The sequence below is a fragment of the Paenarthrobacter sp. PAE-2 genome (genome assembly GCF_026013155.1).
In the GTDB taxonomy this organism is placed as follows: Bacteria; Actinomycetota; Actinomycetes; order Actinomycetales; family Micrococcaceae; genus Arthrobacter; species Arthrobacter ureafaciens.
Map to the genome: position 1 here is coordinate 20,043 of NZ_JAPDNV010000033.1, position 23,053 is coordinate 43,095.

The 23,053-nt window shown below is 64.1% G+C and carries 21 protein-coding genes and 1 tRNA gene; 10 read left to right on the forward strand and 12 right to left on the reverse strand.

Annotated features, from left to right (window positions below; all coding sequences use genetic code 11):
- Positions 1-12 precede the first annotated feature (12 nt).
- The 6 genes from OCL88_RS16630 (at position 13) to OCL88_RS16655 (ending at position 5,369) form a co-directional block, all read left to right on the forward strand.
- Positions 13-555: a PadR family transcriptional regulator gene (locus tag OCL88_RS16630; RefSeq protein WP_264963220.1), complete on the forward strand. Its 543-nt coding sequence runs from the start codon at positions 13-15 to the stop codon at positions 553-555.
- 173 nt (positions 556-728) lie between these two features.
- Complete coding sequence (locus OCL88_RS16635; RefSeq protein ID WP_201434267.1) at positions 729-2,999, forward strand: carbon starvation CstA family protein; 2,271 nt, start codon at positions 729-731, stop codon at positions 2,997-2,999.
- Entirely contained in the window at positions 2,999-3,190 is a 192-nt protein-coding gene (locus OCL88_RS16640; RefSeq protein ID WP_166186867.1) for a YbdD/YjiX family protein, read from the forward strand. The genes OCL88_RS16635 and OCL88_RS16640 overlap by 1 nt, the downstream gene beginning before the upstream one ends.
- Before the next feature lie 93 nt (positions 3,191-3,283).
- The gene (locus tag OCL88_RS16645; RefSeq protein ID WP_021474247.1) at positions 3,284-3,943 is read left to right on the forward strand and encodes a bacterial proteasome activator family protein; all 660 of its coding nucleotides are present in this window, start codon (positions 3,284-3,286) and stop codon (positions 3,941-3,943) included.
- 8 nt (positions 3,944-3,951) lie between these two features.
- Positions 3,952-4,407, forward strand: a complete 456-nt coding sequence (locus OCL88_RS16650; protein WP_264963221.1) for a hypothetical protein — start codon at positions 3,952-3,954, stop codon at positions 4,405-4,407.
- A 122-nt stretch (positions 4,408-4,529) separates the two neighbouring features.
- A complete protein-coding gene (locus tag OCL88_RS16655) occupies positions 4,530-5,369 on the forward strand; it encodes an aldo/keto reductase (protein ID WP_166186854.1) in 840 nt (279 codons plus the stop codon).
- 115 nt (positions 5,370-5,484) lie between these two features.
- On the opposite strand, the gene OCL88_RS16660 is transcribed toward OCL88_RS16655, so the two are convergent.
- The 7 genes from OCL88_RS16660 to OCL88_RS16690 all read right to left on the reverse strand — a co-directional run bounded on the left by OCL88_RS16660 (position 5,485) and on the right by OCL88_RS16690 (position 14,690).
- On the reverse strand, positions 5,485-7,050 hold the full coding sequence (locus OCL88_RS16660; RefSeq protein ID WP_264963234.1) for an APC family permease: 1,566 nt from the start codon (positions 7,048-7,050) through the stop codon (positions 5,485-5,487).
- A 152-nt stretch (positions 7,051-7,202) separates the two neighbouring features.
- A complete protein-coding gene (locus tag OCL88_RS16665) occupies positions 7,203-8,855 on the reverse strand; it encodes a GMC family oxidoreductase (protein ID WP_264963222.1) in 1,653 nt (550 codons plus the stop codon).
- Positions 8,856-10,352, reverse strand: a complete 1,497-nt coding sequence (locus OCL88_RS16670; RefSeq protein ID WP_264963223.1) for an aldehyde dehydrogenase family protein — start codon at positions 10,350-10,352, stop codon at positions 8,856-8,858. It abuts the gene before it with no gap.
- A 321-nt stretch (positions 10,353-10,673) separates the two neighbouring features.
- Positions 10,674-11,273, reverse strand: a complete 600-nt coding sequence (locus OCL88_RS16675; protein ID WP_264963224.1) for a TetR/AcrR family transcriptional regulator — start codon at positions 11,271-11,273, stop codon at positions 10,674-10,676.
- Between the two features lie 91 nt (positions 11,274-11,364).
- The gene (locus OCL88_RS16680; protein WP_264963225.1) at positions 11,365-12,405 is read right to left on the reverse strand and encodes a hemolysin family protein; all 1,041 of its coding nucleotides are present in this window, start codon (positions 12,403-12,405) and stop codon (positions 11,365-11,367) included.
- Complete coding sequence (locus OCL88_RS16685) at positions 12,402-13,757, reverse strand: hemolysin family protein (protein WP_264963226.1); 1,356 nt, start codon at positions 13,755-13,757, stop codon at positions 12,402-12,404. Before OCL88_RS16685 ends, OCL88_RS16680 begins: the two co-directional genes overlap by 4 nt.
- Positions 13,758-13,988: 231 nt before the next feature.
- A complete protein-coding gene (locus OCL88_RS16690; RefSeq protein ID WP_264963227.1) occupies positions 13,989-14,690 on the reverse strand; it encodes a hypothetical protein in 702 nt (233 codons plus the stop codon).
- Positions 14,691-14,903: 213 nt separating this feature from the next.
- On the opposite strand from OCL88_RS16690, the gene OCL88_RS16695 reads away from it, so the two are divergent.
- Positions 14,904-15,575, forward strand: a complete 672-nt coding sequence (locus OCL88_RS16695) for a GerMN domain-containing protein (RefSeq protein WP_264963228.1) — start codon at positions 14,904-14,906, stop codon at positions 15,573-15,575.
- 93 nt (positions 15,576-15,668) lie between these two features.
- On the opposite strand, the gene OCL88_RS16700 is transcribed toward OCL88_RS16695, so the two are convergent.
- From OCL88_RS16700 to tmk, 4 genes are all read right to left on the reverse strand, one after another.
- Positions 15,669-15,741, reverse strand: a tRNA-Thr gene (locus OCL88_RS16700).
- Between the two features lie 86 nt (positions 15,742-15,827).
- Positions 15,828-17,372, reverse strand: a complete 1,545-nt coding sequence (locus OCL88_RS16705; RefSeq protein ID WP_264963229.1) for an alpha/beta hydrolase — start codon at positions 17,370-17,372, stop codon at positions 15,828-15,830.
- 8 nt (positions 17,373-17,380) lie between these two features.
- The gene (locus OCL88_RS16710; protein WP_021474260.1) at positions 17,381-18,532 is read right to left on the reverse strand and encodes a DNA polymerase III subunit delta'; all 1,152 of its coding nucleotides are present in this window, start codon (positions 18,530-18,532) and stop codon (positions 17,381-17,383) included.
- Positions 18,529-19,179: a dTMP kinase gene (gene tmk / locus OCL88_RS16715; protein ID WP_062095278.1), complete on the reverse strand. Its 651-nt coding sequence runs from the start codon at positions 19,177-19,179 to the stop codon at positions 18,529-18,531. Before tmk ends, OCL88_RS16710 begins: the two co-directional genes overlap by 4 nt.
- An 82-nt stretch (positions 19,180-19,261) precedes the next feature.
- Here tmk and OCL88_RS16720 point away from each other — a divergent pair, with 82 nt between their 5' ends.
- Both OCL88_RS16720 and OCL88_RS16725 read left to right on the forward strand, forming a co-directional pair.
- On the forward strand, positions 19,262-20,446 hold the full coding sequence (locus tag OCL88_RS16720) for a trans-sulfuration enzyme family protein (protein ID WP_264963230.1): 1,185 nt from the start codon (positions 19,262-19,264) through the stop codon (positions 20,444-20,446).
- 10 nt (positions 20,447-20,456) lie between these two features.
- Entirely contained in the window at positions 20,457-20,798 is a 342-nt protein-coding gene (locus OCL88_RS16725; RefSeq protein WP_264963231.1) for a DUF2516 family protein, read from the forward strand.
- Here the strand turns inward: OCL88_RS16725 and OCL88_RS16730 are convergent.
- The gene (locus OCL88_RS16730; RefSeq protein ID WP_264963232.1) at positions 20,783-21,628 is read right to left on the reverse strand and encodes a class I SAM-dependent methyltransferase; all 846 of its coding nucleotides are present in this window, start codon (positions 21,626-21,628) and stop codon (positions 20,783-20,785) included. The genes OCL88_RS16725 and OCL88_RS16730 overlap by 16 nt on opposite strands.
- A 594-nt stretch (positions 21,629-22,222) precedes the next feature.
- Here OCL88_RS16730 and OCL88_RS16735 point away from each other — a divergent pair.
- Positions 22,223-22,969, forward strand: coding sequence for a phosphoglyceromutase (locus tag OCL88_RS16735; RefSeq protein WP_166187497.1), 747 nt, complete (start codon positions 22,223-22,225; stop codon positions 22,967-22,969).
- Positions 22,970-23,053: the final 84 nt, after the last annotated feature.

The following is a 23,053-nucleotide window of genomic DNA, read 5'->3' on the forward strand; positions in this document are numbered from 1 at the left end:
GCGAGGAGCCCCATGTCCATCCGGCACAGCCTCCTGGCCTTGCTCCAGGGCCAGCCCAGGTACGGCTACGAGCTGCGCTCGGAATTCGAAGAACGCACCGGCGCCGCGTGGCCGTTGAACATCGGGCAGGTGTACACAACCCTGGACCGCCTTGCGCGGGACGGGCTGGTCAGCAAAGACGGCGACGACGGCGGGGGACACGTCGTCTACAGCATCACTGACGCCGGGGTAGCCGAGGTGGATGCCTGGTTTGAGGATGCGGTTGAGCGCGGCAACCCGCCCCGCAACGAGATCGCCATCAAGCTGGCGCTCGCCGTAACTCTTCCCGACGTCGATCCTTCCACGGTGATCCAATCCCAGCGTGAGGTTTCGCTGCGCGCCCTGGAGGACTACACCCAGGCCAGGAAGGCGGCCTCGGCGGGTCAGCGCCCGGCGGATACGGCCTGGCTCCTGGTCCTGGATTCCCTGATCTTCCAAGCGGAAGCCGAAGTCCGCTGGCTGGACTTGTGCGAAGCCCGGATGGTGCAGGCTCAAGGCCGCAACCCCTCGAACTGACCGCCGTTCATCGCAGCATCGCTACCGCTCACCGCACCCGGGCGGGCTTGGGCGGTACATCGCCCTTCCCCAGGGAACCTCCTTGCTAACGTGCGCTTGCCGTGTGTCCGCGCACGGCATCATGACGCCAACGCAGGCAGCACAGCGCAGCGGCAGGTCTCAAGGAGGAGAAAATGGGCAAGTTACCTGAGCAAACCGGACTCGCGGAGGGATTGGACCCCACGCTGCCGGCGCCGGCAGTGGACGATTCAGTCCGCGAAGCCGAGGAACGGAAATGGACTCCCGCCAAGATCGGCCTATGGGTAGCCATTGCGCTGCTGGGCGGCGTCGCCTGGGTGATGCTGGCCCTGGTCCGCGGCGAGACTGTCAACGCCATCTGGTTCGTCTTCGCAGCGGTTTGTACCTACCTGATCGGCTACAGGTTCTACTCCAAGGTCATTGAACGGTATCTGACCAAGCCGGATGACCGTCGCGCTACCCCGGCCGAATACAAAGCCGACGGCAAGGACTACGTCCGCACGGACCGGAACGTCCTGTTCGGGCACCACTTTGCCGCGATCGCCGGTGCCGGGCCGCTGGTGGGTCCTGTCATCGCAGCCCAGATGGGGTACCTCCCCGGCACTATCTGGATCATCATCGGCGTCGTACTGGCCGGTGCCGTGCAGGACTATCTGGTGCTTTTCTTCTCCATGCGCCGCGGCGGCCGGTCCTTGGGCCAAATGGCGCGCGAGGAACTCGGCGTCATCGGCGGAACCGCCGCCCTGGTGGCCACCCTGCTGATCATGATCATCATCGTCGCCATCCTGGCCCTGGTTGTGGTCAACGCTTTGGGTGAGAGCCCGTGGGGTGTCTTCTCGGTGGGCATGACCATCCCGATCGCGCTCTTCATGGGCGTCTACCTTCGCTTCATCCGTCCCGGAAGGGTGATGGAGGTGTCCATCATCGGCTTCGTACTGCTCATGGCAGCCATCATCGGCGGCGGCGCCGTGGCCGGTACGGAATGGGGTGCGGCCTTCTTCCATCTGGACAAGGTGACCATCGCCTGGGGCATCATCATCTACGGCTTCATCGCCGCCATCCTGCCGGTGTGGCTGTTGCTGGCGCCCCGCGATTATCTGTCAACCTTCATGAAGATCGGTGTGATCGCCATGCTGGCCGTGGCCATCATCGTGGTCCGTCCGGAGATCAACGTCCCGGCCTTCAGCGAGTTCGCCAGCCGTGAGAACGGTCCGGTGTTCTCCGGTGCGCTGTTCCCGTTCCTCTTCGTGACCATTGCCTGCGGTGCCCTCTCCGGCTTCCACGCCCTCATCTCCTCCGGCACTACGCCGAAGCTCATCGAGAAGGAACGGCAGACCCGGTTCATCGGGTACGGCGGCATGCTCATGGAGTCCTTCGTCGCGATCATGGCCCTGGTGGCCGCAATCTCGATCGACCGGGGCATCTACTTCGCCATGAACGCGCCCTTGGCGCTCACCGGCGGAACGGTTGAGTCCGCTGCGCAGTGGGTGAACAGCCTGGGCCTGGCGAATGTGAACATCACCCCCGACGTCCTGGCGCAGACCGCGAGCGACGTGGGGGAAGAGAGCATCATCTCCCGTTCCGGCGGTGCTCCCACCCTGGCCGTTGGCTTGGCGCACATCATGCAGCAGTTCATCGGCGGTCCGGGAATGATGGCGTTCTGGTACCACTTCGCGATCATGTTCGAGGCGCTCTTCATCCTGACGGCCGTCGATGCAGGCACCCGCGTAGCCCGCTTCATGCTGCAGGACTCGATCGGCAACTTTGTTCCCAAGTTCAAGGAAGCGTCATGGCGCCCGGGTGCCTGGATCTGCACAGCCATCATGGTGGCAGCGTGGGGCGCCGTCCTCCTGATGGGCGTCACGGATCCGCTCGGCGGCATCAACACCCTGTTCCCGCTGTTCGGCATTGCGAACCAGTTGCTGGCTGCCATTGCCTTGGCGGTCTGCATGGCCATCGCGGCGAAACGCGGAACGTTCAAGTTCCTGTGGATCGTGGCCGTCCCGTTGGCCTTTGCCGCCGTCGTGACCATTACGGCAAGCTTCCACAAGATCTTCTCGCCTGTTCCCGCCGTCGGCTATTTCGCGAACAACGCAGCCTTCAGCAAGGCTTTGGCGGACGGAAAGACGGAGTTCGGCACGGCCAAGACCGTAGCGGCCATGGAAGCCGTGGTCCGCAACACCATGATCCAGGGAGTGTTGTCGGTCATCTTCGTGACCCTCAGCATCATTGTGATCGTCGCAGCCATCATCGCGACGGTGCGGGCCCTGCGCGCCGGAGGCGGCGAGGACCATGAGGACCCTGCCCTCCCCTCCAAGGTGTTCGCCCCCGCCGGCCTGATCCCGACGGCAGCGGAGAAGGAGTTGCAGGCAACATGGAACGCACTGCCGCCGGAGAAGCGTTTGGAGAAGGCCGGGCATCACTGATGAATGCAGTCCTCAAGGGCTTCCGTGGCTTCGCCGGTTATCTCCGGGCGGTCATGGGCGCCGACGCGTACCAAAAGTACGTTGAGCACTTCGAAGCTGTAGGCCATTCCGGTCCCGTCATGACTGAACGCGAGTTCTGGCGGGACCGGATGGACCGGCAGGACACCAACCCCCAAGGCCGCTGCTGCTGAATCCCGGTGGCCATGGGGAGTTTCGCTACGAACGAAGTCCAAAAAGGCCGACCGACCCCGGTTGGTCCGCTTGGGCGTGAGAGTATGAAACCCATGAGCGATCTGAACGACATTCAGCCCAAGGATGAGGCTTCGGACGACACCCCTGTTGAGGGCACTCCCGTGGAGGGCAACGCGCTGGACGGGGATGCCCCGGCCGCGGCCGACGGGAAACCGGGCGACGCCGGGGACGGTAAGCCGAAGGGCTCCAACCTGCAGGAACTGGTGGATGAACCGGCCAAAGTGATGCGGATCGGAACCATGATCCGCCAGTTGCTGGAAGAAGTGAAGAGCGCTCCCTTGGACGAAGCTGCCCGGGGCCGCCTGGCCGAGATCCACGAACGCTCCATCAAGGAATTGGAAGACGGCCTGGCTCCCGAGCTGATTGAAGAGCTGGAACGCATCAGCCTGCCGTTCCCCGATGAAAAAGCACCCTCTGACGCCGAGCTTCGGATCGCCCAGGCCCAGCTCGTTGGCTGGCTTGAAGGTTTGTTCCACGGCATCCAAGCCGCCATCGCCGCCCAGCAGGCCGCGCGCGACCACGCAGCAGCCCAGCGGCAGCTGCGCCAGTTGCCTCCGGGTACGGTGATCGCGCCGGGGATCATTATTGGCGAGAACGGCCAACCGCAGAGGGCTGCTGCTCCAGGAGCCGCTGCGCCTGGATCCCCGGGACGTCCCGAGGACCCCGACCACGGTCCGGGTCAATACCTCTAAGCTCGTCCATGAGTTTCTTTGGGGCCGTCCGGCAAGGGCGGAAGGATGATCTTGAGCTTGGCAAGGGCCTGTGGCGCCGGGCCCATGACCGTTTTCAACGCGGGCTGGACCGGTACCATCAGGTCCTCGAGGGTGTCGATGACGATCAGCTGTACGGCGAGCTGGTAGAGATCGCGAATTCCTTGGCCGCCTTGCTGCCCCGGGTTCGGGCGGTATGCGTGGAAGCCCAGAAGCGCTCACCCAGCGACGGCTTGGATGTTCCCGGTGCTTTGGCAGGAGTGCACCGGGCGCTGTCCAAGGCAGGAAATGCCTTGGCCACCACCGCCGAGGCGGCAGCCATGCTTCGCCTCGCCGTGGGGCCGGTTCCTGTGGGCGCCCTGTCCGTTCACCGCCGCGCGGAGGCCGTCTTCGAGCAGGTCGCTGACGCTGAGCGGCTGATGAGTGACCAAGGCGAAAACCCCTAAAACGTACGGCGCGTGCAACTACCCGCGTGCGCCCTTATTCCCTTGGTGCAATGAGTTAAGCGGATAGCTGATCTTCCTGTTTTCGTGCGTGTAGAGCGGCCTGCTGCTGGCAGGATGGCATCATGACTTCCTCACCAACACTGACTTTCAACGACGGCAACACCATCCCCCAGCTCGGCTACGGGGTGTGGCAGGTTGAAGACGATGTAGCCGAAAAGGTGGTCCGCCAGGCGTTCGAAGCCGGCTTCCGCCACATCGACACCGCCAAGATCTACGGCAACGAATCCGGCGTGGGCCGTGCCATCGCCTCCTCCGGCCTCTCCGCCGAGGAAATCTTCATCACCACCAAGCTGTGGAACGCTGACCAGGGCTACGAGTCCACGCTGGCGGCCTTCGAGGACTCCATGGACCGCCTGGGCCTGGAAACCCTGGACCTCTACCTCATCCACTGGATGCAGCCCAAGCAGGACAAGTACGTTGACACCTGGAAGGCCCTGATCGAGCTTCAGAAGCGCGGCCGGGTCAAGTCCATCGGCGTTTCCAACTTCAGCATCGAGGGCCTGCAGCGCCTCATCGACGAGACCGGAGTAGTACCGGCCATCCACCAGGTGGAGCTGCACCCGTTCTTCAACCAGTCCGAACTGCGTGCCTTCGACGCCTCACAGGGCATCCTCACGCAGGCTTGGTCGCCGCTGGGCCAGGGCGGCGAGCTGCTCGAGAACGCGACTATCGCCGAGATCGCCGCCAAGCACCATGCCACCCCCGCACAGGTGGTTATTGCCTGGCACCTCGCGATCGGCAACGTGGTCATTCCCAAGTCCGTCACCGAATCCCGTATCCAGGAAAACTTCGCCGCGCTGTCCGTGAAGCTGGATGAAGCCGACGTCGAGGCCATCAACGGTCTGGATCGCGGCGCTGAAGGACGCATCGGACCGGATCCCGCAGTTTCCGACTTCGCCTGATCCTTAAACAGACGCCCCCACCCAACTGGGTAGCAGTAGTGCGCGTTTTGATCGCTCAAAACGCGCACAATTGCTACTTGGACGGGTGGGGGCGTTCTGTGTTTAAGAACCGGCGTTAAGGTACGACGGCGGCGGACGGGTTTGCTGCCTCGCCTGCGGGCCTGGCCTGCTCACCTGAGGCCGGGTGCGCGGCGACGGCTGCTGCATGCTCGGCCAGCACACCCGTTTGGTGCCGGATCTTCAGCCGGTAGAGCAGCGCGCCGCCAACAGTCACCGTGGCCACGAAGATCACGCCGCCCCACTGGAGGTACCACTCAAAAGGCGGAACGGAGTTGTAGATTTCCTGTCGGGGCCAGATGAGGTTCAGCGTCATGGCCCCACCCCAAAGCACCGCCACAATGTTCACCGGAAGCCCCCACTTGCCCATGCAGAACCCGGGCTCGGATCCGTCGTTGGCAAGGGGCCACTTCTTCAGGAACCGCTTGCGCAGCAGGGGCACTGTCACCAGCAGGTAGGACATGTAGATCAACACGATGCTGATGCTGGAAAGAATGGTGAAGATCGCGGGCTGCATCACGTTGATGAGCAGCGGGATTACCGCTATAACCCCGATAACGATCGCAGCCACCGTGGGCGTCCTGCGGACCGGATCAACCTTGCTGAGCTGCCGGCTGAACGGCAGGTTGTTGTCCCTTGCCATGGCGAACATCATGCGGATCGCTGCCGCGTGAACGGCGAGCGTGCAGACCACGACGGCCACCACGATGCACACCAGGAAGGCTTTGCCGAAGGGTCCGCCGAGGACGCTCAGGACGATGTACTGCAGGCCGCCGTCAGCGTGGCCCACCTTGGGATCGCTGAGGTCGGGAGCGGCCAGGATGCCGAACAACAGCATGAGCCCGCCCAGCAGGAACGACGCCGTGACGGCGCGAAGGATCGCCTTGGGTGCTGTCTTCTTGGGGTCCTTCGTTTCCTCGCCCAGGGAGCTGGCCGTGTCAAAGCCGTACATCACGTACCCGGATGCCATGGCGCCGATCAGGAAGACGCCGAAGAAGCCAAGGTCGTGGCCTTCACCGAAGCCGGCAGTATCAAAGAAGACTTCCGGACCCCGGACAACGTGCCAGCCCAAGGCAAGGATGAGCAGCACCGCGGCGATCAGCTCCACAAAGACGCCGATGCTGTTGATACGGGTCATGAGCTTCACGCCGAAGGCGTTGATCAGGGTGGAAAGGGTGATCATGATCGTCGCCAGAACCACACCGTTCATGGCGAAGTCGAAGGGACCAGTCCCATCTCCGACGAACTGGAACCCGGACCACAGTTGCGGCAAGGTGATCTGCAGCGCCAGTGCTACAGAACCCAGGGCCATGATCGAGGACAGCAACAACAGCCAACCGGCCAACCAGGACATCGTCCCGGTCGACAACCGCTTGGCCCAGTTATAGACCGAACCGGCCACCGGGTAACGTCCGGCGAGCTCGGCGAAGCAAAGGGCCACCATGAGCTGGCCTACGAAGACTATGGGCCAGGACCAGGCGTAGGCCGGGCCGGCCATGGAAAAACCGAAATAGAAAAGCTGGAAAACACCGGTAAGGATGGAGATATAGCTGACGCCGGCAGCGAAGCTGGCGAACTTGCCAATGCTGCGGTCGAGGGTTTGCGTGTAGCCAAATTCGTCCATGCCGCTTGAATCATTACTCTTGCTGGGTTCCACTGTGGACTCCTCATCAGAAAAGCAAGATCGGATCGGCCGCCCTGGGGCGCGGCGGAATCGAAAATTTTTGCTGTGGATACTTATCCCCCATAGGAGGCGCCCCCGTTGGGGGCGGCCCCTTAGGCGTACGACGGCGTGAAGTCCTCCTCTGCGGTAACAGAGACGGCAAGGTTCGCTTCAGCCCGGGCAGCCTTGATCAGGTCCGCGCACCGCTCGCCGATCATCATGACGGTGATGTTGGGATTCACGGTCACATGCTCGGGCATGACCGACGCATCGGCGACCCGCAACCCGGCGACCCCCTTCACCCGCAACTCGGGATCCAAAGGTGACATGTCGTCGTCGTACGCGCCCATCCGCACGGTGCCCACCGGGTGGTACACCGTGTTGTGGGTCTTGCGGATGTACTCCTGCAGCTCCTCGTCCGTCTGGGCCTCAACGCCGGGCGACAGCTCGCGTCCCGTCCATTCAGCCATGGCAGGCTGCGCGGCAATCTCGCGGGCCTTCCGGATACCGGCCACCATGACGCGCATGTCGTGTCCGTCCGGGTCCGTGAAGTAGCGGGGATCCACCATGGGCTTGTCCCGGAAGTCCCGGCTGCGGAGACGGACCGTGCCGCGGGAGCGGGCGTGCGTGACGTTGGGAGTGAGGCTGAAGCCGTTTTCCGTTGTGGGGTAGCCATGGCGCAGGGTGTTCATGTCGAACGGAACCGAGCCGTAGTGCATCATCAAGTCCGGCCGGTCCAGGCCATCCTCCGTGGGAGTGAAGATGCCGATCTCCCACCACTGCGTGGAAGTCTGCACCATCGGCTGCTTGGCCTCGTACTGCACCAGGCCCTCGGGGTGGTCCTGCAGGTTCTCGCCCACGCCGGGGGAGTCCACCAAAGCCTCAATGCCGTGCTCGGCGAGGTGGGCCGCCGGGCCGATGCCGGAGAGCATCAACAGCTTGGGGGAGTCGATGGCGCCTGTGGACAGGATGACTTCGTGGTTGGCTGTCAGCCGGTGCGTGCGGCCGAAAGCCGAATCGACAACATCGACGCCGGTACAGCGCTTGCCTGCGTCGAACACCAATTGGCGGGCCCTCAGCCCGGTCAGCAGGGTGAAGTTGGGGCGTTCGATGATGGGGTGGATGTAGGACACCGAGCTGGAGGACCGGGTACCGTCAGCACGGCGGTTGATTTGGAAGAAGTTCGCTCCGTTGATCACCGTGGTGCCTGTGTTGAACTTGGTGCGGGGAATGCCCGCCTGCTCGCAAGCATCCAGCAGGGCAACGCCGGCAGGATCGGCAGGTGGGACGTTCATGAGGTGTACCGGGCCCGAATCACCATGATGCGGAGCCTCCGGGCCGGCGTCCTCGTTGGTCTCCAGCCGCTTGTACAGCGGCCAGGCAGCATCAGCGTTCCAGCCGCTGGCACCGTACTTGGACTCCCACTCGTCCAGGTCTTCCCGGGGTGCCCAGAAAGCGATGCAGGAGTTATGGCTTGAGCAGCCACCCATCACCTTGGCACGGGCATGGCGCATGAAGGAGTTTCCGTTTTCCTGCGGCTCGATCGGGTAGTCCCAGTCGTAGCCGGATTCCAGCAACTCCATCCAGCGGTCCAGCTGCAGGACCTCAGGAATGTTGCGGTCGTCCGGGCCGGCTTCCACCAGCGCGACAGTAACATCAGGGTCCTCGCTCAACCTGGCGGCCACGGCGGCTCCCGCAGATCCGCCGCCGATGACGACGTAGTCGAACGTGCGCTCGCCGAGGGCGTCGATGGTGTCGAAGTGCATCTAGTTCTCCTTGCTGTGGTCAGCGAACCAGCCGGTTACCTGCGGCCTGGTGTTCTGGTAGATGTGCTTGGCTTCCTGGTACTCGGCCAGTCCCGTGGGGCCGAGCTCCCGGCCCACTCCCGACTGTCCGAAGCCGCCCCACTCCGCCTGCGGGAGGTAGGGGTGGTAGTCGTTGATCCAGATGGTGCCGTGCCGGAGCCTGCCCGCCACCCGTTGCGCCTTCCCGGCGTCCTGCGTCCACACTGCTCCAGCCAGCCCGTAGATCGTGTCGTTGGCGGTTGCCACGGCTTCGTCTTCGGTGCGGAAAGTTTCCACGGTCACTACCGGGCCGAATGCCTCATCGGTCACCACCGACATTCCCCGGGTGACGCGGTCCAGGACGGTCGGCCGGTAGTAGAAACCGGCGTCGTACTTTTCGCCTTCCGGCGCCCCGCCGCCGGTCCGCAACCGGGCACCCTCGGCGATGCCGCGCTGGACGTACTCGTGGACCCTGTCGCGGTGGTCGGCAGAGATCAGCGGGCCGGTTTCCGCGTCCTCGTCGAAGGGGCCGCCCAAACGGATGGCTTCTGCGCGGCGGACCAGTTCGTCGACGAAGCGTTCGGCGATGGATTCCTCCACCACCAGCCGTGCGCCTGCCGAGCAAACCTGCCCGGAGTGCAGGAACGCGCCGTTGAGCGCATTGTCGACGGCGGCGTCGAAGTCCGCGTCGGCGAAGACCACGTTGGGGTTCTTGCCGCCCAGCTCCAGCGCCACCTTCTTGACGGTTGCGGCAGCGGCGGCCGCGATGCTCTTGCCGGTCTCCAGGCCGCCGGTGAAGGAGACGAGGTCGACGTCGGGGTGTTCCGTCAGCGGTGCGCCCACCTTCCGGCCGGGACCGGTGACAAGGTTCGCGACGCCGTCGGGCAGTCCCAGGTCCTTCATGAGCTGCATGCACAGGATGCTGGTGGAAGGGGTCAACTCTGCTGGTTTGAGGACGAACGTGCAGCCTGCGGCCAGTGCCGGTGCAATCTTCCACGCCGCTTGGAGAAGGGGGTAGTTCCACGGGGTGATGAGGCCGCAGACGCCGACGGGCTCGTAGACGATCCGGCTGACGACGTCGGGGTTCCCGGCGTCCACCACCCGGCCCGGCTGCTGGCCCGCGAGCTTGCCGAAGTATTCGAAGCATGCAGCGATGTCATCGATGTCGATGCGGCTCTCTATGATGCGTTTTCCGGTGTCCAAGGATTCGGCCCGCGCGAATTTTTCGCGGTGCTCGCGCAGTCCGGCTGCGACTTTGAGCAGGAAGGAGCCGCGCTCGGGGGCGGGGACGGAAGACCAAACGCCGGAGTCGAAGGCTGCCCGGGCTGCGGCGATCGCGCGTTCGGCGTCTTCCTTGCCACCTTCGGAAACGGTGGCGACAACTTCACCGTCGGCCGGGTTTCGGATCTCCCGGGCGGCACCGGAAGTAGCTGCCTCCCATGAACCGTTGATGAAGAGCGTGGATGCTGTTGTTGACATTGTTCTCCCTAGGAATCGGGCAAGTGCGGGGCTTGGAGAGCGGGGTCCGCCAGGATTCGGGCATGGCGCGGCCAGGCCTTGTGAGGTCTTGGCGGTTGCCTGTGGTAGTGGTGTTGCGGGCCGTTGATCCGGCACAGAGGTCTGTTGGTGGCGTGCCTGGCTGCGATGCAGCTGTGGCCTGTGGTGCTAGGTGCCTGGACTGAGTGTGTCGTAGGTCATAGAACGACAGTAGAACACTTTGAACGATCGTTCAAGACTTTGCGGCCTCAGATATATCAAGCCGTGTGTTTGTGACGTTTAGCCGGCGATCCGGCGTCGGCGTTAACTCGCTTCAGGCGCCGGGGCGAATGCGATCTCTTCCGTGCGGGCGATGCTGCGCTCGATGGCAGCCGCGTCGATGCCGAGGAGGGAGGTCAGCCACATGCCGTTCTGGATGACGACGACGTCGGCGGCCCGGTCGCGGCATTCACCCCAGGAAAGCCCGGGCTTGGCATTGGAGATCAGGGACGCCAAGCCGTCCAGGTAGCGGTCAAACGCGGCAGCGTTGATCTCGGCGTAGCCCTCATCGGCTTGCGCGAGGGCCCACAAATGCAGGCGCAGGGACAAATAACGGGTAGTCAACAGGTCGGCGCCGGCCACCCGGCGGAGGGCGCGGCGGAGGTGCTCCACGGGGTCAGCGGCCGGGTCTGGTGCCACGAGGAGGAGGTCGTGTTCATCAACGTGCTGCAGGGCCGCCCGGATCAGGCTGGTTTTGTCGTCGTAGTAATAGTTCACCAGGCCAAGGGCCACTCCGGCCTCGCGGGCCACAGCACGCATGCTGACCCCGGAAATACCGTGCCGGGAGAGCAACTCCAAGGCCGCTTCGAGGATGCGGGACTGTTTGTCGAGCTGCTCGCCGGATTTCAAGGTATTTGTCCCCATAGGCTCAGACTAACGTGCCTGCACAGGTGAGGCCCGGTCCGCGCGTCCTGTCGTCATGTTGGAGCGCAAACCGGGCCTTGCCGTGGTGGCCTTAAACGCTGGTGGCGTCCTCGACCTCGCCTACCAGTTCTTCGATGATGTCTTCCAGGAACAGCATGCCGGTGGTGGCGCCGTCGGAGTTGAAGACGCGGGCTACGTGTGCGCCGCTTCTGCGCATCGAGGCCAAGGCATCCTCAAGCTCGCTGCTCACATAAACCGAGGCCAGGCGGCGGATTCGCTTCTCGGGCACCGGACGGTTGAACTTTTCCGTGGTGGTCAGGTCCATCACGTCCTTCAGGTGAAGGTACCCGGAGGGTTGGCCGTCCCGGTCAGTGAGGATGTAACGGGAATACCCGTGCTCCGCTACTGTCCTTTGGATGTCGGCCGGGGTTGAAGAATCCGGCAACAACACCATGTCGGCAATCGGTACTTCAACCTCGCCCACCGTCTTGGACGTGAACTCGAAAGCAGCGGTCAAGGTGCCGCTGGTGTCATTCAATGTACCCACACGGGTGGACTGCTCAACGATCGTGGCTACTTCATCCAAGGTGTAGGCGCTGGTGGCCTCCTCCTTGGGCTCCACGCGGAACAGGCGCAACACGGAGTTCGCGATCCCGTTCAATGTCCAAATCACGGGCTTGAACACCTTGGCCACGAGGACCAGCGGCGGAGCGAGGAGGAGGGCAGCGCGGGTTGGCACCGAGAAGGAGATGTTCTTGGGAACCATCTCGCCCACCACCACGTGGAGGAACGTCACCAGGACCAAGGCCACCACGAAGGCAATGATGCCGATGGCTTCCGCCGGAAGGGACGTCAGGCCCAACGGGATCTCCAGCAAGTGGTGGATGGCCGGTTCGGAGACATTCAGGATCACCAGCGAGCAGACCGTAATGCCGAGCTGGCTGGTGGCCAGCATCAAGGTGGCATGCTCCATGGCCCACAGTGTGGTCTTTGCTGCTTTGCTGCCAGCCTCGGCCTTGGGCTCGATCTGTGACCGCCTGGCCGAAATCACGGCAAACTCGGCGCCCACGAAGAACGCGTTCACTACCAGCAGGATGACCAGCCAGATGATGCCGGGAAGGTACTCGCTCATGGCCGAAGCTCCTCGGAAATCTTGTTGATGATCTGGTCATGGGTGCTGATGTGTTCGGTGTCGGGGTCCGGAGTGAAACGGATGCGCCCCAGCTGGGCGCCGGCCACTCTTTCCACCCGCAGCACGCCCCCGCCGACCGCAACCTCGTCGCCCAATTCAGGCACCCGGTCCAGCTGGTCGGACATGAACCCGGCCACGGTGTCGTACTCTTCCCCCTCGGGGACGACGATCCCCGTCCGGTCCAGCAGCTCATCCGGCCGCAGGGATGCGTCGAACGTGATGGAGCGTCCCACCCGGACCACACCTGCGCGGGCCCGGTCGTGCTCATCTTCGAGTTCGCCCACGATTTCCTCCACGAGGTCCTCGAGGGTCACTATGCCTGCTGTTCCGCCATGTTCATCAGAGACGATCGCTACCTGCAGGCCCTGTTTGCGGAGCAGCACCAGCAAGGCATCCACGTCCTTGGACTCCGGAACATACAACGGTTCGGTCATCAGTGACGTCGCCACCACTGCATCGCGCTGCTCCAAGGGGACGGCAAAGGCCTGTTTCACGTGCAGGACGCCCAGGATTTCGTCCCGGTCCCGGCCAATCACCGGGAAGCGCGAAAACCCCGTAGCAGAGGCCAACTCCACGATCTCGGCGGCAGTTTGGTCAGCATCCACCGCCACCATACGGACACGGGGAGTCATGACGTCACCGGCCGTGTGCTCCGAGAACCGGAGGGTTCGGTTCAGCAACTCGGCATGGTCCTGATCCAGAAGGCCTTCCATGGCGGACCGCCGCACCAGCGAGGACAGCTCCTCTGCTGAGCGTGCACCGGAGAGCTCCTCCTTCGGCTCGATGCCAAAGGACCGAATGATCTTGTTTGCAGTGTTGTTGAACAGCAGGATTGCGGGTTTGAAGACGGCGGTGAACAGCGCCTGGAAAGGAACCACCACTTTGGCTGTCGCGAGGGGCAAGGCCAAAGCGAAGTTCTTGGGGACCAGCTCGCCGATCACCATCGAGAACACAGTGGCAAGGAAAATCCCCGCAACTGCACCCACCCCGGGAACCACATCAGCCGGGAGCCCCCAGGACTGCAACGGTTCGCTGAGCATGCGGCTGATGGCGGGCTCAAAGGTGTAGCCGGTGAGCAGGGTGGTCAGCGTGATGCCGAGCTGCGCGCCGGACAAGTGCGTCGAGGTGATCTTGAGGGCCTTGATGGTTGGCCCCAGCCGCTTTTCGCCGCGGGCCTGGCGGGCTTCAAGTTCGGTCCGGTCCAGATTGACCAAAGCGAACTCCGAAGCGACGAAGAATCCAGTGCCGACAGTGAGGACGAGGCCTATGCCGAGCATGATCCATTCATACATTCGGGCGCCCCTCTCCCTGGGAGACCGGCAATACGGTCAGCGGGCAGAGGGGCCTGGGCATATGTGAAGGAGGGTCATCCATAATGTCGTAATTCTACGGGTTGGTTGAGGATCGTGGCTTCTTGTGCGCCGCAGGCTGAAACCGGAACCGTGAGAAGGCGCAGACCGTTGATGATCCCGGAAGGGCGTTATAAACCAAAGAACCCCCGGAAACCCGCGGATGCGGGTTCTTCAGCCTGCCCGCGGCCCGGGGTCGTGCGCCTTCCTCCGTCCGTCCCGGTGGCTCAGGTAGGCGAACACCACCAGTGCGGCGCCGGCCACGATCATGACCACAGGGAAGGCAAAATCCGCAGGGATCAGCAGAACCGTGGCTTGGAGGAGGAAGATCAGTCCCATCACCGCCAGTGCTCCGGCTGGAATCAACGGCCATTTCATCCGTTTCCTGAAGTCGCTGGCTTCATCGACGCGCACCGGAACCAGCGAAAGCACACCAAAGGTGGCCGCCAAACCCAGGAAGAGGATAGCGGCAGTGGGGGTACCCTGCAGTTCCTGAGGGAGGGCCACGATGACTGCCAGGGTGAACATGACGCCGGAAGGGATCAGGGCCCACCAGTTGCCCGGTTCGCGGAGAAACACAGCGGCAAAGCCGGCACCCATGAAAACGAACAGGAAGGCTGCACCCCAAGCGCCGCCCGTGAGCTGGGTGGTGGTGATAACCGCAGCCAGGCCCAGGAACACGGACCCGGGGATGGCCGCCCACCAGTTCTCCCGGCGGCGGATGAACACGGACAGGAAGAGGACCCCAGCGGCCGCGAAAATCAGCGGCGCCACGAAGGACGCGGTGTCCATGATGCCCACCCTGTCCAGCAGCAGCAAAACGCCCAGCGCAATGATGACGACGCCTGCGATGATGCTTGCGTTTGCCGATTTCACCGTATGCCTCCCGGGTCCGGCAGCCGGCCCTTCACCGCGCTGCTTAACTCAGGCTAGGACCCGGCCCCGGACCGTAAACAGGGCACAAAGCCCCCGGCCTGCTACGAAGACGGCCCCAACAGCCCGGACTTTAGTCCCTGTTATGGAAAAACCCTCAGGCGTAGCTTGAAATTGGCGCCGGCAACGGCGACGTCAGGGTTTCAAGGGGGCATCATGACCAGGCCCAGGTTCTCGGCACTCTGCACTCTCGGGCTCAGCAGCCTGATGGTCCTGACAGCCTGCTTCGGGCCGCCGGGTCCGTCGCCCACCACGAGCAGCGCCAGCCCAAGCGCGACGACCGGCCCCACCTCAACAGCGGGCACGACGGCGTCGGCCACCACCTCAGCCCCGGCCGCCTCCACGCCCGGCGCGCCGCCGTCGTCCGTCCCCGCAAGCCCGCCAGCCACGCAGGAACCAGTGCCGTCCGGTCTCCCTGAACAGACCGGACCGCTCACCGTCTACTACGTGGCCGTCGGCGACAACGGCGTCTCCGGGCCGCGCATCGGGTGCGGTGACAGCCTCGTGGCCACCACCACGGCGCCGGTCACCTTCACGGACCAAGTGGGCCCGAGCATCAACGCCCTGCTTGCCAACAAGAGCCGCGACGTCGGCCTCTCCGGGCTGATCAACGTGCTGTACCAGTCCAACCTCAGCTACCTTGGCGGCGAGCTGAACGGCAGCACCATCACCATCCGGCTCTCCGGGCAGTTCATGCTGGGTGGCGTATGCGATGTCCCGCGCGCGAAGGCCCAGCTGGAATACACCGCCATGGCCGCGTCCGGAGCGACGAGCGCGCAGGTGTTCGTCAACAACCGGCCGATCGACGAGGTGCTAAGCCTCAAGTAGGGCGTGCGCGGCTTCCGGAGCAGCCCGCGAGTCACAACGGTCAATAAAAAACCCCGGATAGCCCTTGAAGTAGGGCTATCCGGGGTTCAACCGAGCTTCCTATCAGAATCGAACTGATGACCTTTTCATTACGAGTGAAACGCTCTACCGACTGAGCTAAGGAAGCACCGCGTTCATCTGCCGTTTCCGGCCGATCACGCAAGACATAACTGTAATAGAGTCACGCGGCCCGGGTCAAAACGGGCGGGAGCCCTAGCATTTCAAGCCGTCCTGCGGCAGCTTGCCGTCCACGAAGTAGTCGTCGACGGCGGTGCTGACGCAGGAGTTGGAGCGGCCGTAGGCTGTGTGCCCCTCACCCTCCCAGGTCACCAGTGCGGCGTTTTCCAGCTGCTTGCGAAGGGACTCCGACCACTCCAACGGGGTGGCCGGATCGCCGGTGGTGCCGATCACCACGATGGGTGCAGACCCGGTGTAATCGACGGCTGCCGGCTGGCGTTTTGGCTGGTACGGCCATTCCTTGCACGTCAGGCCACCATAGGCGAAGAAGCTGCCAAATGTGGGGGAGTCCTGCTTGAGCTTGGCTTCTTCTGCGCGCATCCCGGCGGTGTCAGTGACCATGGGGTAGTCAAGGCAGTTGATGGCGGTGAAGGCGAAGGCCGAGTTGGAGGTGTATTTTCCGCTGGGGTCCCGGTCCGCGCCGAGGTCCGCGATGCGGAGCATCTGGGAGACATCTCCGGAGAAAGCGGACTCCAACGCTTGGGTCAAAGCCGGCCAGCTTTGGTTATCGTACAACGGCAGAATCAGGCCGTTCACGAATTCGGTTCCCGTGACGAGCCGTCCGTCCCGGGCAGTCTGCGGATTCGCGTCCACCGCAGTGATGAGGTCCCGGATCTCTTGGACGCCGTTGTCTACTCCGCCGCTCAGCGGGCAGTTGTTTTGGCCCAGGCAGTTGGCTACGTAGGTCCGGATGGCTTTCTCGAACGCCCTCGCCTGACCAGCAGTGAGTTCTTCGTTGCTGATGGAGGGATCAACCGCGCCGTCGAGGACCAGCCGCCCGACGTTCTCCGGGAACAGGTCTGCGTACGTGGAGCCCAGGAACGTTCCGTAGGAGTAACCGAGGTAATTGAGCTTGGCGTCGTTGACCACGGCCCGGAGGACGTCAAGGTCCTTGGCAGCGCTCACGGTATCAATGTGTTCAAGGACCGGCCCAGTCTTTTCGGCGCACTGCTTGGCCACCGTTTTGTTGAAGGCCAGCGCAGCAGCCAGTCCCTCGTCCGTGTCCTTCCGGAAGTCCTTCTCACGCGCGGCGTCCCGTTCGGCATCCGATGACATGCAGGTCACCGGAGCGGACCTCTTAACGCCGCGGGGATCGAAACCCACGATGTCGTAGTTGGAGCGCAGCTTCTGGGTGAAGTGCGACTTTCCGCTGTCCTTGACGAAGTCGACGCCGGAGCCGCCCGGCCCGCCCGGGTTGATCAGGACAGTGCCTTTCTTGCTGCCGTTGCTTGCGAGCTTGATGGCTGAGAGGGTGATCTCTTCCGAATCCGGTTTTCCGTAATCCAGGGGGACCTGCACCTTGCCGCATTCGAACCCGTCTTCGCAGGAACTCCACTCCACCCCTTGGGAGTAGAACTTCTCCAGTCCTTCCGGCGCGGACGCAGCGATTGAGGGGTCCACCGTACTGGTGGAAGGTTTGGCTGTGGGGGCGGGAAGGAACGGCAGGGAGCATGCGCTGAGCACCAGCATGGACACCATGGCGAGGCAGAACGCGGCGAACCGGCGGGGTGCGGACTTCATGGATTCTCCTATTGCTGGATCAGGCTTGTAGCCATTGACTCCACTGCCAACAGCGGTGCCACGTTGGTAGTGGTGATGCGGACGCGTGCTTTATTGATGGCGTCCATCCGGGCGAGCGTGGTTTCGGGGGCGGACTGGCGCGCGTACTCTTCCAGCTCGCTCTGTAGCTCAACGTTAACCAAGTCCACCGCGTTCCCCAGCTGGATGATGAGGACATCACGGTAGAAGGACAACAGGTCCGTCAGGGTCCGGTCCAGCGAATCCGTGACGGAGCGCTTGGCACGGCGCTTCTGGTCGTCTTCCAGCTGCTTGACCTGGCTGCGCATCGACGGCGGAAGAGTGCCGGATTCGGGCGCCCCGAGGCTTGCCAACAATGCCACTTTTTCCGCAGCGTCGCGTTCGTCGTTGGAACTGTTGGCCTCTTCCGTGGCGATCTTCACCAGCTTTTCGGCCATCATCACCGCTGCCGTTACTCCGCGCAGGCCAAGCGGAATGCGGACTGTTTCCAAGCGGCGTTCCCGGGCGTCGGCGTCGCGGGCCAGTCGCCGGGCGATGCCGATGTGGCTCTGTGCCGCGCGTGCAGCCCGCTCGGCAAGGCCACGTTCGACGCCGTCGCGCCTCACCAAAAGATCCGCGACGTCGGAAGCTGGAGGCAAGCGCAAGGTCACCGGACGGCATCGCGAACGGATGGTTACCAGCACGTCCGCCGGGGAGGGTGCGCACAGCATCCAAATGGTCCGGGGAGTGGGCTCCTCGATGGCTTTGAGCAACACGTTGGTGGTCCGTTCGGCCATGCGGTCGGCGTCCTCCACCACGATGATGCGCCAACGGCCGGTGGAAGGCCGGTCGCCGGCTTTGGCCACCAATTCCCGGGCCTCGTCAATGGTGATGGTGACTTTCTCGGTCCGCACGAACGTGACGTCCGAGTGTGTTTCGCCAAGGATGGTGTGGCACGCCGGGCATTCGCCGCAGCCCCGCAAAGTGACGTCGTCCTGCTGGCAGTTCAGGGCCGCAGCAAAGGCCTTGGCGGCATTGGAACGGCCGGATCCGGGCGGACCCGTGAACAGCCACGCATGGGTCAGGCCGCTCTCTGACTGGGCGGCCTGTTTCAACTGTGCGACTACCGGGGCTTGTCCCTGCAGGTCATCCCATACGCTCATTGGCTGACCCGATCACCCAACAAGGCTTCCACCCGTTCGAGGATCCGTGCAGCCAAGGTCTCGATGTCCAAGGCCGCGGGCAGCACCAGGTAACTGTCCGGCGCGGCGGCAGCCAACTGGAGGAAGGCATCCCGGATTGCTGTGTGGAAAGTGTCGGGTTCGGATTCCAGCCGGTCCTCGGCGGCGTCTCCCGCCGTCCGCCGTTCGCGACCGTCGGAGGGCTCGACGTCGAGCAGTACCGTGAGGTGCGGATGGAGCCCTTCGGTTGCCCATTCGTTGAGCGACCTGACGTCCTCGGCGCCCAGCCCGCGACCAGCGCCCTGGTAGGCGACGGAGGAGTCAATGTAGCGGTCGGTAATGACCACGTGGCCCAACGCCAAGGCCGGACGGATCACCTGGCTGGCGTGTGCAGCACGGGCAGCGGCGAACATCAACGCCTCTGTGCGGGCATCTATGGTGCCGTGGCCGTGGTCCAGCACCAGGGAACGCAGCTTCTCGCCAATGGGCGTTCCGCCGGGTTCGCGTGTCCGCAGCACCGTGAGGCCCTTGGATTCGAGGGCGTCGAAGAGCCGGGCGGCCTGCGTGGACTTGCCCGCTCCGTCCCCGCCTTCGAACGCGATGAAAAGACCTGGGCTCTGGATACTCACCCGTCTAGCCTACCGAGCTTCCCTGACATAAAGATGCGTAATGCCTTTCATCCACAGGGTTCGGCAGCCGTACCCTGAATCCATGAGCCTTTCCGACCACCATGCTGCTGATTTGTCCCCGGAAACCCTTGTGGTTGCTGCCGGGCGGCCGGAACGCAAGCACGATGAACCGGTCAACCCACCCATCGTCCTGTCCTCCACATACTTCGGAACTGGTTCGCTCGGCGACGGGGACCGCGGCTACGGACGTTACGCGAACCCCACCTGGGATCCTTTCGAGGAAGCCCTCGCCAAGCTCGAAGGCGCGGAGCTCCCCGGCCTGCTGTACGCTTCGGGCCTCGCGGCGGTCAGCTCCGCCCTCTCCTTGGTGCCGGCCGGCGGCGTCGTGGTCATGCCCTCACACAGTTACGCAGGTTCACTGGTCATGGCCACGGAGCTGGCAGAGAAAGGCGTCCTGGAACTGCGGACCGTGGACATCGCGGATACCGAGGCCGTCAAAGCGTTGATCGCTCCTGCAGACGGCAAGCCCGCCGACCTTTTGTGGCTCGAAAGCCCCACCAACCCCATGCTCGGCATCGCCGACATCCGGGCCCTGACCGAGGCTGCCCACGCGGTGGGCGCGATCGTGGTTACGGACAATACTTTCTCGACGCCGTTGGTGCAGAAGCCCCTCAGCCTGGGGTCCGACGTCGTACTCCACTCGGTGACCAAATACCTGGCCGGGCACTCCGACGTCGTCCTCGGCGCCTTGGTGACCTCCAATCCGGAACTGCGCGCCGCTCTTCTGCACCACCGCATCATTCACGGCGGAGTCGCCGGTCCGTTCGAGGCGTGGCTTGCCCTGCGGGGCCTGCGGACACTGGCGCTTCGCATTGAACGGTCGCAGGCCTCGGCGGCGATCCTGGCCGAGCGGCTAAGCCTCCACCCCCGTGTTGAGGCAATCCGGTTCCCGGGCCTCCCGTCGGACCCCGGCCACCAACGCGCCAAGGACCAGATGCAGGGCTTCGGCTCTATCCTGTGTATCCAGATCGCAGGTGACGCCGCCCGCAGCGGGGCGGACGCGGCCGATGAACTGGTCCGGGCCCTTGAACTGTGGCTCCCTGCTACTTCCTTGGGCGGAGTTGAATCCCTCATTGAACGTCGACGCCGGCACACGGCCGAGCCACTTAGCGTTCCGGAGAACCTGGTCCGCCTGAGCGTCGGCATCGAGAACGTCGAGGACCTTTGGGCCGACCTCGAGCAAGCGCTGAAGTCGCTGGGCAGCTAGGCTAAAAGGCGTGGACGGAAAATACTTGATTGGCATTGTCACCAGCGGGGTCTACTTCATCTTGGGATTGGTGGCCTTGGCTCTTGAGGTCTGGGCATTTGTGGACTGCTTGCGCCACCGCCCCACCCTCTTTGTCGCTGCCTCCAAGCGCACCGAGACGTTCTGGACCGCCCTCACCGGCATCGCGTTCGCTGTCGGCGCGCTGAGCTTGCTCGGTGGTGGAGGGGGATTGAGCCTCTTCGGCATCGCTGCCGTGACCGCGGCTTGCGTGTACCTCGCCGACGTCCGTCCTGCTGTCCGCGAGGCCGGCAGCGGAGGCAACCGCAACGTCGGACCTTACGGTCCCTGGTAAGAATCCTCCCGGCGGGGCGCCACGGCGTCCCACGCCACTGTTAATTCACCCAGCCGCCACCGCGACGGTCCATCCAGCAGCGGCCATCCGGCATCGCGCAATGTCCGGCACATTTGCGTCCAGCGTTGCCGGTTCCCGAACGACGCCAGCGGTGCGGCCTCCAGCCACGCCCGGTCCATGGCCTGCAGGAAGGTGTGGATCGGCTCGCCCGGAACGTTCCTGTGGATGAGGGCCTTTGGCAGCCGCTCAGCCACGTCCGATGGTTGCTCGAAGCTGCCGAAACGGACGGAGAAGCTCAGGCTCAGGGGTCGGTGCGGGTCCAAAGCCGCCCACGTGACCCGACGGCCGATTTCGTCACACGTTCCATCAATGAACAGACCACCCGGCGCCAGCCGCGACTGAACCAGATGCCAGATCTCCGGGACGTCGGCTTCCTCGTACTGCCGAAGCACATTGAAGGCCCGGACAATGACGGGCTTGCCGGGGACAGGGATCTCGAACCCTCCCACATGGAAGCTCAGGCCCCGCCGTTCCAACGGCTTCGCGGTGCGCACCCGCTCTGGTTCGATCTCGATTCCGCAGACGCGGACGTCCGGGCGGACTGCTTGCAGCCGTTCAAAAAGTTCGACAGCGGTGGTCGGCGAAGCGCCGTAGCCCAGGTCGATGACAAGGGGCTCGACGGCGGTGCGGAGCCGCCACGCCTGCGGGCCGGCCAACCACCTGTCCAACCGACGCATCCTGTTGGGATTCGTGGTGCCCCGGGTCACGTTGCCCACCGGCTTCCCGCCCCGGCTCCGGGGAGAGGCTACCCGTTCAGCTTTTTGCACCACGGCTCCACTGTATCGGTGTGGCCCTGGCGGTGCGCGGGGCGGGGGAGTGGGGCGACGCGGTGTCGTGGTTACGGGTGGTCCGGGCTGGGGCTGGGGCTGGGGCTGCGGCTGGGGCTGCGGGCTTGGGGCTTGGGGTTTGCCTTGGGCGCACCCTTTGCCGCCTTCCGCTCCCGTGGTTACGGGCGCGCTGTGCGTGTACGGGAGCGATGGCGCCGAAGTAGGGGTGCGCCAGGCGGAAACGGGTGCGGCGCCACGAAGAGTGGGTGCGCTGTTCGGGAACAGGTGCGCCGGGGTGGGTTTGTCTTGGGCGCACCCTTTGCCGCCTTCCGCTCCCGTGGTTACGGGTGCGCTGTGCGGGAACAGGAGCGGTGGCGGCGAAGAACGGGCGCGCCGGGCGGAAACGGGTGCGGCGCCACGAAGAATGGGTGCGCTGTTCGGGAACAGGTGCGGCCGCCCACGAAGAACCCGTGCTCCCCGAGCGCCCAACGGACCACACCGCCGCCCAGAGCCCGGAGCCCGGAGCCTGGAGCCCAGGGCCCGGTGCACGGCGTAATGCCCGGCGGGAGGGAACACGCCTCGGCTAGGATGAAAACCATGACTTACAAGCTGATTCTGCTGCGCCATGGCCACAGCGAATGGAACGCCAAGAACCTGTTCACCGGATGGGTGGACGTTGACCTGAACGACCAAGGCCGCAAGGAAGCAGCGCGCGGCGGGGAACTCCTGGTCGAGAACAACGTTCTCCCGGACGTCCTCTACACCTCGTTGCTGAAGCGTGCCATCAACACGGCGAACATCGCCCTGGACAAGGCCGACCGCGGCTGGATCCCGGTTAAGCGTGATTGGCGCCTGAATGAGCGCCACTACGGTGCCCTCCAGGGTAAGGACAAAGCCCAGACTCTGGCCGAGTTCGGCGAAGAGCAGTTCATGGAATGGCGCCGCAGCTACGACACCCCGCCGCCGCCCTTGGACGACAACAGCGAGTTCTCGCAGGCCAACGATGTCCGTTACAAGGACCTCGGCGATGCCCTTCCCCGCACGGAGTGCCTCAAGGATGTCCTCGTCCGCCTGCTTCCCTACTGGGAATCGGACATCAAGGAAGACCTCAAGGCCGGCAAGACCGTCCTGGTCACGGCACACGGCAACTCCCTTCGTGCACTCGTGAAGCACTTGGACGGCATCAGCGATGACGCCATTGCCTCGCTGAACATCCCGACCGGCATCCCGCTGGTCTACGAACTGGATGAAGACTTCAAGCCCGTCACCCCGGGCGGCACCTACCTGGACCCCGACGCCGCAGCTGAGGCTATCCTCGCAGTGGCCAACCAGGGCAAGAAGTAGGCCTTCGACGCCTCGGGCGAAGAACGCATCAGCAGTAGACATACGACGGCGGTCCCGGCCCCTTGGGTGAACGGACCCCCGTCG

Bases quoted from the DNA above. Each gene is read 5' to 3' on its own strand.
- OCL88_RS16630 (WP_264963220.1), top strand. From the start codon at position 13: ATGTCCATCCGGCACAGCCTCCTGGCCTTGCTCCAGGGCCAGCCCAGG.
- OCL88_RS16635 (WP_201434267.1), top strand. From the start codon at position 729: ATGGGCAAGTTACCTGAGCAAACCGGACTCGCGGAGGGATTGGACCCC.
- OCL88_RS16640 (WP_166186867.1), top strand. From the start codon at position 2,999: ATGAATGCAGTCCTCAAGGGCTTCCGTGGCTTCGCCGGTTATCTCCGG.
- OCL88_RS16645 (WP_021474247.1), top strand. From the start codon at position 3,284: ATGAGCGATCTGAACGACATTCAGCCCAAGGATGAGGCTTCGGACGAC.
- OCL88_RS16650 (WP_264963221.1), top strand. From the start codon at position 3,952: ATGAGTTTCTTTGGGGCCGTCCGGCAAGGGCGGAAGGATGATCTTGAG.
- OCL88_RS16655 (WP_166186854.1), top strand. From the start codon at position 4,530: ATGACTTCCTCACCAACACTGACTTTCAACGACGGCAACACCATCCCC.
- OCL88_RS16660 (WP_264963234.1), bottom strand. From the start codon at position 7,050: ATGGACGAATTTGGCTACACGCAAACCCTCGACCGCAGCATTGGCAAG.
- OCL88_RS16665 (WP_264963222.1), bottom strand. From the start codon at position 8,855: ATGCACTTCGACACCATCGACGCCCTCGGCGAGCGCACGTTCGACTAC.
- OCL88_RS16670 (WP_264963223.1), bottom strand. From the start codon at position 10,352: ATGTCAACAACAGCATCCACGCTCTTCATCAACGGTTCATGGGAGGCA.
- OCL88_RS16675 (WP_264963224.1), bottom strand. From the start codon at position 11,273: ATGGGGACAAATACCTTGAAATCCGGCGAGCAGCTCGACAAACAGTCC.
- OCL88_RS16680 (WP_264963225.1), bottom strand. From the start codon at position 12,405: ATGAGCGAGTACCTTCCCGGCATCATCTGGCTGGTCATCCTGCTGGTA.
- OCL88_RS16685 (WP_264963226.1), bottom strand. From the start codon at position 13,757: ATGTATGAATGGATCATGCTCGGCATAGGCCTCGTCCTCACTGTCGGC.
- OCL88_RS16695 (WP_264963228.1), top strand. From the start codon at position 14,904: ATGACCAGGCCCAGGTTCTCGGCACTCTGCACTCTCGGGCTCAGCAGC.
- OCL88_RS16705 (WP_264963229.1), bottom strand. From the start codon at position 17,372: ATGAAGTCCGCACCCCGCCGGTTCGCCGCGTTCTGCCTCGCCATGGTG.
- OCL88_RS16710 (WP_021474260.1), bottom strand. From the start codon at position 18,532: ATGAGCGTATGGGATGACCTGCAGGGACAAGCCCCGGTAGTCGCACAG.
- OCL88_RS16720 (WP_264963230.1), top strand. From the start codon at position 19,262: ATGAGCCTTTCCGACCACCATGCTGCTGATTTGTCCCCGGAAACCCTT.
- OCL88_RS16735 (WP_166187497.1), top strand. From the start codon at position 22,223: ATGACTTACAAGCTGATTCTGCTGCGCCATGGCCACAGCGAATGGAAC.